Annotated in this window: 8 protein-coding genes; 3 read left to right on the top strand and 5 right to left on the bottom strand. The window is 43.4% G+C overall.

What is annotated here, in order from left to right; all coding sequences use genetic code 11:
• Positions 1-49 precede the first annotated feature (49 nt).
• Entirely contained in the window at positions 50-241 is a 192-nt protein-coding gene (locus tag BJP37_RS35020) for a DUF4351 domain-containing protein (protein ID WP_269087080.1), read from the top strand.
• Positions 242-528: 287 nt separating this feature from the next.
• On the opposite strand, the gene BJP37_RS28835 is transcribed toward BJP37_RS35020, so the two are convergent.
• From BJP37_RS28835 to BJP37_RS28850, 5 genes are all read right to left on the bottom strand, one after another.
• Complete coding sequence (locus BJP37_RS28835) at positions 529-3,471, bottom strand: tetratricopeptide repeat protein (RefSeq protein WP_075903991.1); 2,943 nt, start codon at positions 3,469-3,471, stop codon at positions 529-531.
• Positions 3,472-3,752: 281 nt separating this feature from the next.
• Positions 3,753-8,792: a WD40 domain-containing protein gene (locus BJP37_RS28840; protein WP_075903993.1), complete on the bottom strand. Its 5,040-nt coding sequence runs from the start codon at positions 8,790-8,792 to the stop codon at positions 3,753-3,755.
• On the bottom strand, positions 8,771-10,141 hold the full coding sequence (locus BJP37_RS28845; RefSeq protein WP_075903995.1) for an AAA family ATPase: 1,371 nt from the start codon (positions 10,139-10,141) through the stop codon (positions 8,771-8,773). Before BJP37_RS28845 ends, BJP37_RS28840 begins: the two co-directional genes overlap by 22 nt.
• 46 nt (positions 10,142-10,187) lie before the next feature.
• The gene (locus BJP37_RS44015) at positions 10,188-10,319 is read right to left on the bottom strand and encodes a hypothetical protein (protein WP_269087081.1); all 132 of its coding nucleotides are present in this window, start codon (positions 10,317-10,319) and stop codon (positions 10,188-10,190) included.
• Positions 10,320-10,472: 153 nt separating this feature from the next.
• Entirely contained in the window at positions 10,473-11,006 is a 534-nt protein-coding gene (locus tag BJP37_RS28850) for an ureidoglycolate lyase (protein ID WP_075903997.1), read from the bottom strand.
• A gap of 341 nt (positions 11,007-11,347) precedes the next feature.
• On the opposite strand from BJP37_RS28850, the gene gntT reads away from it, so the two are divergent.
• Together gntT and BJP37_RS28860 are read left to right on the top strand one after the other, a co-directional pair.
• Positions 11,348-12,667, top strand: coding sequence for a guanitoxin biosynthesis MATE family efflux transporter GntT (gene gntT / locus BJP37_RS28855; RefSeq protein ID WP_081431370.1), 1,320 nt, complete (start codon positions 11,348-11,350; stop codon positions 12,665-12,667).
• 455 nt (positions 12,668-13,122) lie between these two features.
• The gene (locus tag BJP37_RS28860; protein WP_075904001.1) at positions 13,123-14,601 is read left to right on the top strand and encodes a sodium-dependent transporter; all 1,479 of its coding nucleotides are present in this window, start codon (positions 13,123-13,125) and stop codon (positions 14,599-14,601) included.
• The last annotated feature ends 145 nt before the right edge of the window (positions 14,602-14,746 follow it).

Raw genomic sequence — 14,746 nt, forward strand, 5'->3', positions numbered from 1 at the left:
GGCATAGATCTTTCCCGACTCACTCTATACAATAAGTCTACACCCGGATTTGATATTACAGCAAGGAAAACTGGAGCTAATTATGCGTCAGTTGACACGCCAGGTTGGAACAATTGAGCCTACTCTAGAATCACTCATCAACAACTTATCTGTTGCTGATTTAGATCAATTGAGTGAAGCATTGTTCGATTTTTCCGATGGCTCGGATTTATCCAGTTGGTTAGAGGGACTGAAAGGCTAATCAGATGTAAGCATATGCGCTACGCGCACGCTACGCGAACAGCCGTCAGCGGTCAGCTGTCAGCCCTTGGCTTAAAACAAGATATTCGGCTTAGGAGTTCAACGGACTCAAAGCCAAATACAATGAATTCCTTGGCCGAAAGGCCAAGGAACTGAGATTAAACCAATGCTTACCTCTTTAATTCAAAAGCTGATAGCTGATAGCTGATAGCTGATAGCTGATAGCTGATAGCTGATAGCTGATAGCTGATAGCTGATAGCTGATAGCTGATAGCTGATAGCTTAGAATCAGCAACGTCTACGAATAGCCTCAGCTAAATAATCATAAATCAGTTGATATTGAGCTTCTGGTTCTTGCTGCCATCTCATCACTAAACCTGACTTGACCAATAGCTCTAGGATAAAATCTAAGTTGTCAGTGGATAACTGTAACTCTGCTCCTAAATCGTCTTTTGTTCGGAATGGTCGAGTGCCATCCTTATCCGTTAACAAACCCAAAATTTTCCAAGCCGCGTTTTGGTTTTCTGAACCACAATCAGAAACAACCCCTTCTAAATAGCGCTCCACTAGCTTTTCTTTTGATCCGTTTTGTCGATAAGCCGCTAAAGTATTGATTTGCTCAGTTTGCAGTTGCACTCCCACTATCTGTAATTCAATCGGGCTTACTTCTCCCACTGGTTCATTCTTAGCTAGGTCGTTTACCAACTCATCGACTAATGCATCCTCTAGGTAAAATTTAGCTCTAGTGGTTAGATTATAAATAATCGATTTTGCCTCGTCTGGAGAAAAATTACCGACATAATAAAGGATACCTTTATTAAGAATATCATTATTAATGGCATCCAAATCTACCTGACGAGCGCACTTTAATAATAGGTGTAGATAATCCTCCCGTAAACACAGGATAACTTTGAGATAAGGAATATTAAGACAGTCACGGAAAAACTCAAAGAAGCGTTTTTGTTCAGCTGGCTCTCGGCAAGCAAAGAAAAACTCTTCAAATTGGTCAAAAATCAGGATGTTAATCTGGTTTTGCCGTTGATTTTTTTGCAACTGGTCTAGAAGAGTAGCCGGTTCTTCGCGTAGCGTGGCCTTTTGGCCAAGGTTGTTTTTATAACCTTCAACCTTTAAACCTTCAACCTTTAGACCTTCAACCTTTAAACCTTCAACCTTCAACGGTGAAGAACCTTCACCCTTCGCCTCTAGGATACGTTTACCCAACTCTTTTTCCCAGTCAGTGTAAACCTTCAACCTAATCGGGACTATATCACGGTTACCAATGGGTTGCTGTTTTAGGGCGGGGATTAGCCCAGCTTCTAGTAAGGAACTCTTGCCCACTCCAGCTTGACCATAAATTACAGTTAGTTTGTGCTGGGTACTGGCAATGCGTTGCACTAGCTCTTGTACTTTGTGTTGCCAATGGGAAGCAGTCATGGCCTGAGATACGGTAGCGCTACCTTTACTCTTGGTCTGTGCTAAGTGATTCTGTGCTAAGTGATTCTGTGCTAACTGATTCTGTTGGGAGGATTTGAGTTTACCCGCACCGATAAAAGCAAGTAAACCATGCTCTTGTGCGATCGCAAGCCGTTCTTGTTTTACTGTAAATGCTGCTTGATATCGTTTTTGTTGCCAGTAGAGGGTTCCTAGAGTTTCCAGGATTTCCAGGTAGAGTTTCGGCTCATCACTAATCCCTAACTCCCTAGCCCGTTCCAGATGGCGAATCGCTGTGGAATGCTGACCCAAGTGCTGTTGGGCTTGAGCCAGAAGTAACAGATAGCGACCAACGGGAGATTTCTGTGTGATCTGTTCTGCATCTTGATCTATCTTAACTATTCCATTGAGGCAAGATAAAGCAGAATTTTCCTGATAGTCAAGGTACTGTTGCTGTTTTTGGGGTTGGATACTTGCCGGATGATAGGACAATTTTTTACTTCCCCCTCTTCCCTGTGTTCCATAGGCCAACAAATCTTCCCTATCCTGTGCAGCACCCTGTTCTTCTGTGACTTTTGTTATAATTACATTGGCATATAGTGCGTTTGTGTAAGCCTCCTGCCAGCAGGATTTTTGTAGCGCCACTGTTCCTAGAAATCCATAATCCTGAGCTAGTTGCACAGGAGCAGAGTAACTTCTGTGTAGCGCTAGAGACTTTTTAGCTAGACTTTCCAAATCCTCCCAGGCTTCCAGAGATTGCAGTATCTCACCGAGTTTATTAATAAACTTAGCCACTAAATCCGGTCGTTGCTCTTGTTCGAACACCACCAGACACTGCTCTAAATACTCTTTAGCCTTGTACCAATTTTCTTGATAGCTAGGGTCTCCTGGTCTATACTGCTTAGCCTGATCGCAATAGCATAATCCTAGGTGAAACAGGAGAACTGCTTCTCGCTCCCGACGTGAAGGGGTAATAGGCTTAGAGGTTATGAAGGTAGGCAGACCAAGTCCGGGGAGAATCTCACCATTGTTTTCTGGCTTGCTCTGCTGCTTACCTGGTTTCTGTTGCCAGAATTCTAAACTTTTCTGATAGTGGGTAATAGCAACATCAATCTTGCCCAATCCATAAGCCTCTCGACCCCAGACAAAGTTAAGACTGGCTAGTAACTCTGGTGGCAACTCGTGGTTGCCACTTTCCAAATCCCGTAAGGCAAACTTAATTTCCTGACTATAACCAGCACCTAAGATAGCATCATTGGGGGAAATTTCACTGGCACCTAATTCTAATACTGTGCTAAATAAAGACTTGGCTTTTTGTTGTAGGTTACTAATTAGGCTTGAGGTTGGGATTTCAAACATAACCGTTGTTGCCCAACTGTGGAAATCTGGTGTGATGCGAATCAGCTTACACAGCACCTCATCGTTAATCCACAACACTAATGGAAACTGGAAATTTTTGCGAAACTCTTCTCTAACTTGGTTTGTGGCGATTAACAGCTCATCAAGGTCAGTGACTGACTCTAAACCAAACACCATCAAAGCGGCTGGCTGTTCCTCTCCGATTTCCTGTCGGAGGGTGGTGTAGAGTGTACAAGCAGATGGCTCTAGGAATACTTCCCGGATTGGCACAGAGGAAATTTTGTGTAGTCTGCGCACCACTCGCTTACGCCACTTGGCATAATTACAGTGTGCGAACATCAGTAAAAACTGTCCCTCACTAGCAGCTATTGCCCAGGCTAGTTCTTCTACAGTATCCCGGTGGTGATTAGCTACAGGGTCGAGTAGGGGTGATTTAATCATGATTTTAAGGATATTGCTTATGCCAGCAAGTGCTTATGCCAGCAAGTGAGGTAATTATGTTATCAGGAAATTAAATTCTATCCTGGTAGCAAAATGGCAATTTTTTGTGATTTTTTTGTGATTAGTCATGATAGGATTAAGTGTTAAGTAGTAACACTTAAATACTTAACACTACCTAGCACTATCTAACCGTACTACTTAACACTTATTAAAATTGCCATAGTTTTTTGCAATCCCATTCCAGACTGCTTCTGACAGAATCAGGACTCAGCAGGGAAGCACTAACGACACCAACGACGCTCCCTCTTATTGACCTTAGTATTGTGCTTTAGATAATCCTGCAGCCAATCGCAAGCAAGGGAGTGTAGTTGATCAGGATGTCTGATAGTCTCTAAATTCCATATAATTACTCTAGCAGATGAATCTGAAGAAGCAATAGTCTGGCCATCGGGACTAAAACTGAGGCTAACTACAGCACCATCATGGCCAGAAAAGGTTTGAGGTTGTTTACCTTTGGTGTTCCAAAGCTTGACAGTTTTGTCAGCACTAGCGGTAGCAATGGTTTCACCATCGGGGCTAAACACCACACTCCAGACGGTATTGTCATGACCTTTAAGAGTTTTTAGTTCATTACCATCACTAACATTCCAGAGTTTAACCATCTTATCCCTGGTAGCAGAGGCCAGGGTTTTACCATCGGGGCTGAAACCGACACTCAGAACCCAATCCTTATGACCATCGAGGGTTTGCAGCTCCTTGCCATCACTAACATTCCAAAGTTTGGCAGTCTTGTCTGCACTAGCCGTAGCAATCGTCTCACCATCAGGACTGAACCTGACGCTGTTGATCCAATTTTCATGACCAGTCAGAGTTCTAATCTCAATACCATTCTGATTCCAGAGTTTAACCGTGTTGTCCCGACTAGCCGTAGCGATAATTTTGCCATCGGGACTGAAAGCGATACTCCTGACCACATCCTTATGACCAGATAGGGTGTGCAGTAACTTACCATTCTTATTCCAGATTTTGGCAGTATTGTCTGCACTAGCGCTAGCAATAGTCTTACCATCAGGGCTGAAACTAACACCCCACACCCAATCGGTATGACCAGTCAGAGTTCGCTGTAATTGACCATTTAAGCTCCAGAGTTGGATCGTGTTGTTCTTGCTAGCGGTAGCAATAGTCTGACCGTCGGGGCTATAACTGACGCTGTAAACGGTATTCTCATCCCCTGTGGGAATAGGGAGTTCATTACCGTATCGACTCCAAAGTTTAACCGTTTTGTCAGCACTAGCACTAGCCAAGGTCTGGCTGTCGGGGCTGAAATTAACGCTCCATACCGTACTTTCATGACCGGTAAGGGTTTCGAGTAGCTTGCCATTTCGATTCCAAAGTTTAACCGTGTTGTCAGCACTAGCGCTAGCAAGGGTCTGACCGTCCGGACTGAAACTGATGCTAGTTACAGTACTTTGATGAATTTCATGGTCATCCGTTCCCAATGTCTGATACCGAGTACCGTCAAGTTTCCAGAGTTTGACAGTTTTATCCTTACTACCAGTAGCAATCAGTTTTCCGTCGGGACTGAAACTGACGCTAAAAACCGCATCGTCATGGCCTTCTATGGTTAGAGGCTTTTTGTTGTACAAGCCATTCCGGTTTCTACGCCAGAGTTTAACCGTGTTGTCAAAACTCCCGGTTGCCAGCACCTTGCTATCGGGGCTGAAACTAATACTGAGCACTGCTTTATCATCATGGGCTTCTAAGATTTGGGGTTTTTTGCCTTCGAGGCTCCAGATGATAACTTTTCCATTCTCGCTAGAAGCAGCAAGGCTTTTGCGATCAGGGCTAAAACGCACGCTCCAAACTAAATTCGTATGCCCTGTCAGGGTTTGAATATACTTACCATTCCGTTGCCAAACTTTAACGGTTTGATCTTTACTAGCCGTGGCAATCAACTTGCCATCAGGACTGAAGGTAACACTTCTGATTTCATCCTGATGTCCATGCTTTCCTGCTAACGTGTAGAGTTCTTTGCCTTCCTTGGACCAGATTTTGACAGTTTCGTCGGAACTAGCCGTAGCAATTAGCTCACCGTCGGGACTGAAACTAACAGTGTTGACTGTATCAGTATGACCTTCTAAGTGGTTGCGCTCTCTAACCCTATAAAAGGCTTGCTGTAGAGAACTCATCGCTATATCCTTAGTGTCAGAGCTTACCCGAACTGACCACTTGAGTTTTTTTCCTGCCTGTAAGGCATCTTTTAGTGGATCGAGGGCATGACTATTGGAACGATAAAGGGCTTCTGAGGATTTAATCAGAGCTGTGATTTCGTTGTTTCTGGCTTGAGCCCAAAATATAGCAGCAAAAACGGTTGAGATCGCTAACATAAAAACTACAGCAATGGAGCCGTTCAGTGCTATCTTCGACTTCTGTAACCGGGCTTGAGAGAGCCGATGTTGCTCTTGGACTTCCTTAAGTTTTGCGAGTAATTCGCTATCTTGCTGCTGGCGAATCACAGAAACTAGATAATCATGAACCAGTTGATAGCGGTTAACCGGACTTTCTCGTAAGAGCACCACTAATCCTGATTCGACTAGGATATTTAATACTAAATCTAACTGGTCTATTTTTTCTATTGCTAAATCTACTGCCAAGGCGTTTAAATCTTTTTCCAAATCCTGGCGGGTTTTAGGGGGGCGGGTGTTATTTTCTTCAGTCAGTAAATACAAGATAAGTTCAGCAGCTTTTTCATTCTCGGAACCACAATCAGCGATCACTTCTTGCAGATAACGCTGCACCAATTTTTCTTTAGGACCTTTTCTCCGATAATGAGCTAGGGTAGTAATTCCTTCAGTTTGTAGTTGAGCTCCTACGATTTGTAATTCAATGGGACGAACTTCGCCTTCACTGCTGCCTAGTTCCTGAACTAAGGTGTTTACTAAAGCTTCTTCTAAATAAAATTGAGAGCGCTCGGTTAGGCTGCGAATAATAGATTTAGAATCGTCTAAGGAGAAATTTCCTAAATAATAAAGAATATCTTTGTCGAGAATGTTATTGTTGATTGGATAAAAGTTTTGATGACGAATTCCCTGCAACAAAAAGTACAAATCATTTTCCCGTAATGACAAGATTACCTTGACGAAAGGAATCTGAAGACACTCCCGGAAAAAATCAAAAAAGCGTTTTCTTTCCGTAGGATTGTCCCAAATAAAGAAAAACTCTTCAAACTGGTCAAAAATCAGCACCGTTAGCAAATTGCGGTGTTCATTTTGTCGCAATTTCTCTAAAATGGTGGCTGGTTGCAGGTTAGTTTGGGTTGAATGTTGCAGGTTAGTTTGGGTTGAATGTTGCAGGTTAGTTTGGGTTGAATGTTGCAGGTTAGTTTGGGTTGAATGTTGCAGGTGAGAAGACTGCTGTGAACCTTCAACCTTCAACCGGTCAACCTTCAACCCAGAAAACCCTTGACCGTTCAACTGGTCAACTTTCAACGGAGAAGATGCTAAGGATTTCCAGACTTCCCTGACCCAATCGGTATAAACCCTTACCAAAATTGGTACGACATCACGGGTTCCAATTACCTTAGTTTTGAGAGTGGGGACTAATCCAGCTTCTAGCAGGGAACTCTTACCTACCCCTGACTGACCGTAAATCACTGTCAGTTTGTGCTGGGTGCTGCCAATACGTTCCACTAAGCGCTCTACATCGTTCTGACGTACAGAAGCAGTGATTTCCTCCGCAGCAGTTTCCTGCTTTAGGAGTAAGGTAGAAGTTTGGCGTAGATGAGGTTTAAGCCGACCAGGTCCGATAAAGGCACGGAAACCGTACTGCTGCTCAACGGAGAATCGTTCTTGTTTGACCCGAAAGGCTTCTAGATACTGCTTTTGCCGGAAATAAAGCGTCCGCAATTTTTCCAAAATGCGAATATAAAGTTGTGGGGCATCCATTGGACCGGTTTCCTTAGCCCTTTCCAGGATAGTGATCGCCTCCTCCGACTGACCCAAATGCCCCTTCGCTTTAGCCAGAAGCAGTAGATAGGACATTTGATACTGTCCGGAGGTATTAGTTAACCGTGTTAGGAGTTCTAAAGCTTTCCTAGCTGCTTGCTGAGCGCCCATCCAACGGCAGTCTTGAAGGGCGACTGCAGCGATAAATCCATAATCTTGAGACAGTTGCAGTGAATTTCCATAGGTTCTGTGCAGTACCAGGGAGCGTTGCGCCAGACCTTGTAAGTCTTTCCAAGCTTCCAGTCGTTGTAGGGTTTCGCCAAGTTTAGTAATAAACTTGGCGATTAAATCTGGGCGTTTTGCTTGTTCAAATGTATCGATACATTTTTGAAAATACCCTCTGGCTGTGATCCAGTGGTGACGAGTTTGGGAGCGATTGAGTTCAGCCAGGTTCAGATAACACAAACCGATATGAAACAGCAGTAGAGCTTGACGTTCTACTGGTGAAGGGGTTGAGGGGTCTCTCGGCAACGTCCGGAGGGAAGTAGGTATTTGGGTAGTTCGACCCAGTCTGGAGGTAAAACTAGTCTGCTGTTGTGTTTTCTGCTGTTGTGTTTCGCAGCTCCTAGATTGCTGCTGCCAAAAGGCTAAACTTTGCTGATAATACTCTAACGCCTGTTCGATCTGACCATTAATATAAGCTTCTCGACCAAGGACAAATGGCAAACTAGCTTCTTGGGTTATGTCTAAGACATCTCCACGAGTTTGCAAATCCCTCAAAGCTGAGTCCAATTCTCGGCAATAGCTGGAACCGAAAATAGCGGTATTGGGTAGGAACTGATCCCCACCGGCATCCAAAATACGAGTAAATAAATAACTCTCTCGCTCTGCTAGAGCTTCAATCAATTGACTAGAGGAGAGGACAAAATCTGTGCTTGTTGCCCAACTCTCTAAATCTGGCACAAACCGAATCAGCGTTTGCAATACCTCGTCATTTACCCATAACACTAGAGGGAAGGGGCAATGCTTGCGAAACTCCTCCCGCACTTGGTTGGTAGTGATTAGTACTTGCGACCGGTTGCTCAGGGACTCTAAACCAAAGACCATCACCGCAGCTGGCTGTTGATCCCCTAGCTGCTCCAAGATAGTGGTATAGAGACTTTTAACCTTAACCGACTGGTTCAGGTATATTTCCTGGAACTCAACAGCACAGACTTGCCGCAACTTCCGCACAATGTACTCCTGTAAAGCTTCATAGTTGCGGCGGGCTAAAATCAGGGAAAACTCCCCTTGGGACGTCTCAATCGCCCAGGCGAGTTCCTGCATTGAATTAAAGTTGTAGGCATCCGCATCTTCTACGCGGTATAAGCTAGGCATGATTTGAATCCTTCCGCTTCTGCCAAAATGGGATTAACGTCAAACCAAGACCCATCTTGGTCTCGGTACTCATAGACGAACATGCTGCGGATCAAGACTTGGTAACCTTCATCTCCAACTACCTTCTTGTGTTTAGCAACATGACACAATAGTTCCCACTCATCGTCTGAGATGGGTAGGGTTAGTTCATTGCGCCGGTCTCGAATTACAGTTTCTAACATGCCTTGAGACAGAGGTAATCGTCTTTCTTTCTTGATCCAGGTACTGAGGAACCGAAGCAAATTTCGCACATGACCCCCGCTAGCGTAACACAGGCGGTCTAAAGTGTCAGGGGAGTCGAACACCTCTTTTACTCTAGCAAGACGCGACCCAGGCTCTAAATCAGGGAAGGCTCTGGCGAGTACCATTTGTCGCAGCAGTGCCATGCCCTGTTCATGGGGAGTACCATCTCGTAACCTTACCGGTACCATTGGTAACACTTTGGGATCTACTACAAAGCGCTGAGTCAAGGCACTATAGTCATTAGAAAATCGTAGGGCTAGGGGCATGGTGTAGACCACATGACAGTGTAACCCCTTTAACTGGGCTCCGCGATCGACAAATAGATATTCCGGCTGATCACGTCCCCAAGGCTTCTGGGAAGCGTCCACCCGATCGAGGTTATCTACAATCACCACTAGCCCTTGTTTCCCCAGTTGTTGGAGGTTTGCGATCGCAGGTTCGAGCAACTCTTGGTTAATCACTTCTAACAACCGATTGGTTTGAGGTTCGAGATATTGCCGTAACCGACTGCGCAGATCCGGGCTATCCTTAGCCTTAGCGGTAATCTCACCAATCCCAACTGCTAGGGAAACCGCCCCCTCCGTGTCTACTCCAACCTCACCAATCCCAGGAACTCCTACCCGACCGCTTAATTCAATTTCAGTGAGCAATAGTTTAGCCGCACCTGCCAGTAATTTTTTAAAGCCTTTCGGTTCACCTAGCTTAATTTTGTCTAAGCTTTCACTGACGCGACGGGCAATAGCGAGTAAAATGTCCCCAACATCTACATCTCCCATTTCCAAGTCTTGAGAAGACTCAAAATAGACCACGTGAAAGTCAGCTTCTTCCAATTCGGATTTCAACCGCAGTAATTCCGTAGATTTACCACAACCAATATGTCCAGTAAATAGCTCACAGGTCGGCTCATCCATGGAGAAGAAGGTGATATTGTCCTTCAACTCTTCGATGATCTTGCCCCCTCGCACTGAGGAAAAATCGATATAATACTTACGGTCTTCAGGCTGTTCTACCGTTAAGGTTTTGCTGGGATTACAGGCTTTATATAATTTTTGTATGTTTACTGTCATAGGTTTCCTTTCTCATTAGTCATTACTCATATTATCTGGCACCAAGTTAAAATTTACCTGTCAAGGTAGGGAATCGGGAATCGGGAATCGGGAATCGGGAATCGGGAATCGGGAACAGGGAAAAGTCATAAAATTTGAGGATTTTATAACTGATTATATATCCAATACTATTAGTCATTAGTTAGTTTGGCTTAGTTTTTTTTTATTATGTTGTGACTAATTATGGGATTATGATTTACTTGTTATTCCCCATTCCAGTTTATCACTTCCTATAGGTATCAGTGTAGGAATTGTGATAATTTTTGATGCCATATTCCCTGCTCCCTACTCCCTACTCCCTGCTCCCTACTCCCTGCTCCGCTGTTCCCTTTGCTATAACAATTTCAAACTGTAACTGATGGCTGTCTATAAAATCATGGGTAAAATGATCGACGACATTGGTATCAGCAAGTTCCAAATTGTAGAAATCTATAAATTCTTGGTCAAAATAGGGACCAGCATGCCAAGTTCCTACTTCTAATTTAATAAAGCAGTTACCTGGAATCCGAAAAGCGGCGATATCCTCTAAAACTGGTTGGTCATCCTGAGTGGGAGGAGCTACAGCCATGAACCAGTCTTTCCCTTCTAGAGAACCGAGACACTGAGTACATTGGACGTGGCGAGTAATTTTATCAAACTTACGACCTTTGTGGTGTAGCCGCATGATATAAAACCGGGATGTCCCATTGTCGAGGTTTAACTGAGCATCATCTTGATCATAGGGTTTGCCATCTTCACTGGCAAAGATGACTTGACCGTAGGGCTGAAAGTTCTCTGATGTCACCCATTCCGCGTGTAGTTTTTGAATCGTCTTGACTTTACTCATCCTTAGGCTCCGGCGTCAGTAGTTAAAAATTAACAGCTTATTGATTTTAGCTTGTGCAAGTGCCTTGCTGTTCATCTTGCAACTAGTCTTTACACTTTTTATATGATATCCTTTATAGGGAATTTTTCAAAAATTCTTAAATCAATCATCAGTTTAATCTTTATGGTTAGGTTCGGCGTACATTCTTTATATTATAGTCGATTAATCTATCTCTATTAATCTCTAACTAGAAAAATAGGATTGGATATAATATTTAATCAAGCCACTAATCTGACTTACTAAAAAAGATTAAAATACCTTTATTATACCATTAAAAATGCCCTAATTATTAAGGTTAATTGATGACTTTTACTTGCTCAAACCAAGACAATGTGCTCTATCGCTTCTGGAAATTGGCGATCATCAATATTCTGTCTAATCTGACCGTACCCCTTGCGGGTTTAATCAGCGTGGCTTTCTTGGGTCATTTAGATCAAATCCGCCACTTAGCTGGAGTCGTAATCGCTACTATCCTGTTTAACTTCATCTACAAAAGTTTGGGGTTTTTACGGATGGGAACTACTGGAGTAACCGCTCAAGCCGTCGGAGGAAATGACCGAGATGCGATGTTGCTGGTGGGACTTCGTAATGGCTTAATTGCTCTGATTTTAGGTGTACTTATCTTAAGTTTACAGTATCCTCTCAGAGAGCTGGGATTTGCGCTGTTAAGTGCTACACCAGATGTCAAATTTTCTGGTATTGCCTATTTTAATGCTCGAATTTGGGGAGCTCCTGCAACATTACTCAATTTCGTAATCATTGGTTGGTTTCTCGGTAGAGAAATGAGTGGTAAGGTGTTGCTGCTGTCTATTATCGGTAACACCGCTAATATAGTTTGCGATTACTTCACTATTATTCGGTGGGGTTGGGAAAGCACTGGCGCTGGATTATCGGTAGCAGTTAGTCAATACGTGATGGTTTTAGTGGGACTAGTTTTAGTGACGCGAGAAATCCAGTGGCAAGAGCTAATATCAGTAGCGAGGCGAATTTGGAACTTGTCGGAAATAATAGCTACTTTTACCCTAAATAGTAATCTTTTTATTAGAACCTTAGCGATTATTTTTACCTTGTCTATTTTTACCAATATGAGCTCAGCTTTGGGTACCACAATCTTGGCGGAAAATGCTTTAATATTAGAGGTGTTAAGCATGGCTGCTTATTTGATTGATGGATTAGCATTTGCTACGGAAACTCTGACGGGTAATTTACAAGGTCAGGGAGCAAAAGAGCAGTTAGTACCTTTGTTGAGAATGGCTGGAGGAAGCTGTTTGCTATTAGGACTTAACCTTGCTTTCCTGTTTATGCTGTTTCCCCAGACACTCTTTGGCCTGTTAACAAACCACGCTGAGGTGATCGAATCGATTACTCTCTATATTCCTTGGTTACTGGTAGTGTTAGCATTTGGTTCCATTGCATATATGCTGGATGGTTATTTTCTGGGCTTAGCCGCAGGACAGACCTTACGTAATTCTACTGTAATCGCCTTGGTGGTGGGATTTGCGCCTATGGCTGTGGCGTCTTGGCAGTTTCAAAGTGTTCATCTTCTTTGGTTAGCTTTATCCTTGTTTATGGCAGGAAGAGCGATATTACTGGGCGTAAAGTTACCAAGCACGTTGAATTGAAATATAGGGTTTGTATTTGAGATGTAAACCTATAGCAATTATCATAGCTATGAGGTAAAATTTTCTGGATTTTAGGGAACAGGGAACAGGGAACAGGGAACAGGGAAGAGAAAAGAGGGAAGAGAAAAGAGGGAACACGTAAAAAATCCTGTGTATCTCATTAGGCTAAAAACCGCTATATAGGGTTTGTATTTTAGATGTAACGTAAGCATTCAGCTATCAGCCAATGGCTGAATGCTTAGGATGTAAACATAAATGAGATACACATAATTTTTTCCCTATTCCCGACTCCCGACTCCCTACTCCCGATTCCCTACTCCCTAAAACCTGTGATGGAATAAGCAAACCCATGGCAATAATTTAAAGAAGTATGAAGTATCAAGGATTAATTGTAAAGGATGAAGTATGAAGGATGAAGTATGAAGCATGAACTATCAAGATAGAGGGAATTGTAGATGGCTCGTCAACGTTGGGCTTCAAGAACAGTATTTCTCCTCGCAGCAGTAGGTTCTGCAGTTGGCTTAGGGAATGTGTGGCGGTTTCCCTACCTAGCTGGGAAATACGGTGGGGGAGCATTTCTAGTGCCTTACCTGATCGCTTTAGTCCTAATTGGGGTTCCACTGTTGATGCTGGAATTTGCGGTAGGACAAAAAATGCAACGGGGAGCCATAGGCTCATTTAGGAAATTACACCCCAATTTCGGCAGTCTCGGTCTGTTTGCCCTGATGTCAGCCTTTATCATTGTCTCCTATTATGCAGTTGTGATGGGCTGGAGCTTGATTTACTTTCTGGCATCCTTTGGGGTCAAGTGGTCGAGGGATGCTAAAAGCTACTTCTTTGATAGTGTTCTGCAAATCAGCGATGGGGTCAACGTATTAGGTGGTATCAACTGGCCAATCTTATGGTCTCTAGTTGTAGTCTGGGTCTTGATTTATTTCTGTGTTTGGAAAGGCACGACCAGTGTGGGAAAAGTCGTTGTCTACAGCGTGCCACTTCCAATTATTTTGCTGGGCGTATTGCTATTACGAGCAGTAACGTTACCAGGTTTCCTCAATGGCTGGAAACTGTATCTTACTCCGGTTTGGAGTGCATTAGTTGACCCCGAAGTTTGGACAGCTGCATTCTCACAGATTTTCTTTACCTTATCTCTGGGATTTGGAATTATGGTGACTTATGCTAGCTACAAAAACTCACAGGATGACATTGCTAAAGATACCTGGTTAACTGCCTTGATCAACAGTGGTATCAGCTTATTTGCAGGCTTTGTGGTGTTCGGAATCTTGGGATATATGGCAGGAGTTACCAACACCCCCTTGGCAGAGCTGGCTGCTTCTGGTCCCGGTCTAGCGTTTGTGGTTTTCCCGGAAGCTTTAAGCTTAATGCCCTTACCTTGGCTGTTCAGTCTGCTGTTTTTTGTGATGCTGCTTTCCCTAGGCATCGACAGCGCCTTTTCCCTAGTAGAAGCTTTGAATGCGACTATCCTCGACAAACAACAACAGGGAAATGTTGCTAAGGTTTCAATTGGGGTTTGTCTAGGGGGATTTATTGCTGGAATTATTTACACTACCAGAGCTGGATTATACATTTTAGATATTGTAGATCATTTTGTTACTAACTATAACTTGATGTTGGTAGCTATTTTTCAATCTATCCTAGTGGGATGGTTGTATGGTGCTGAAAAGCTACGACGATACATCAACAAAGTTAGTGATTGGAAGGTTGGGAAATGGTGGAATTTTTCTATAAAATACCTGATTCCTATGGCTTTAGTCGCTTTGCTAGCAACCCAGTTTTCTAAAGATATTAGGACTCCCTATGAAGGATACCCAGCCTGGGCTTTAGGAATTGGCTGGGCAATGGTGTTTTTGCCATTACTTATTTTCCTGTCTTTGCTGGTCACAGACAAGACATTGATCAATGGGAGAACCGATTAATTTTAAGGATTAGTTTGTAAGTCGTTGGCCGTAGGCCACGCTAGGCGAACAGCGGTCAGCTTTCAGCGGTCAGCGGTCAGCTATCAGCTTAAAATAAACCTCAATATTGATAGATTAATGAGAATGCCATCAATTTGACCATCAA

This window comes from Moorena bouillonii PNG (assembly GCF_001942495.1).
GTDB classification, from domain to species: Bacteria; Cyanobacteriota; Cyanobacteriia; order Cyanobacteriales; family Coleofasciculaceae; genus Moorena; species Moorena bouillonii.

What these genes read in the sequence shown, in the direction of transcription:
- BJP37_RS28835 (WP_075903991.1), bottom strand. Translation starts at nt 3,471, where the DNA reads ATGATTAAATCACCCCTACTCGACCCTGTAGCTAATCACCACCGGGAT.
- BJP37_RS28840 (WP_075903993.1), bottom strand. Translation starts at nt 8,792, where the DNA reads ATGCCTAGCTTATACCGCGTAGAAGATGCGGATGCCTACAACTTTAAT.
- BJP37_RS28845 (WP_075903995.1), bottom strand. Translation starts at nt 10,141, where the DNA reads ATGACAGTAAACATACAAAAATTATATAAAGCCTGTAATCCCAGCAAA.
- BJP37_RS44015 (WP_269087081.1), bottom strand. Translation starts at nt 10,319, where the DNA reads ATGACTAATAGTATTGGATATATAATCAGTTATAAAATCCTCAAATTT.
- BJP37_RS28850 (WP_075903997.1), bottom strand. Translation starts at nt 11,006, where the DNA reads ATGAGTAAAGTCAAGACGATTCAAAAACTACACGCGGAATGGGTGACA.
- gntT (WP_081431370.1), top strand. Translation starts at nt 11,348, where the DNA reads ATGACTTTTACTTGCTCAAACCAAGACAATGTGCTCTATCGCTTCTGG.
- BJP37_RS28860 (WP_075904001.1), top strand. Translation starts at nt 13,123, where the DNA reads ATGGCTCGTCAACGTTGGGCTTCAAGAACAGTATTTCTCCTCGCAGCA.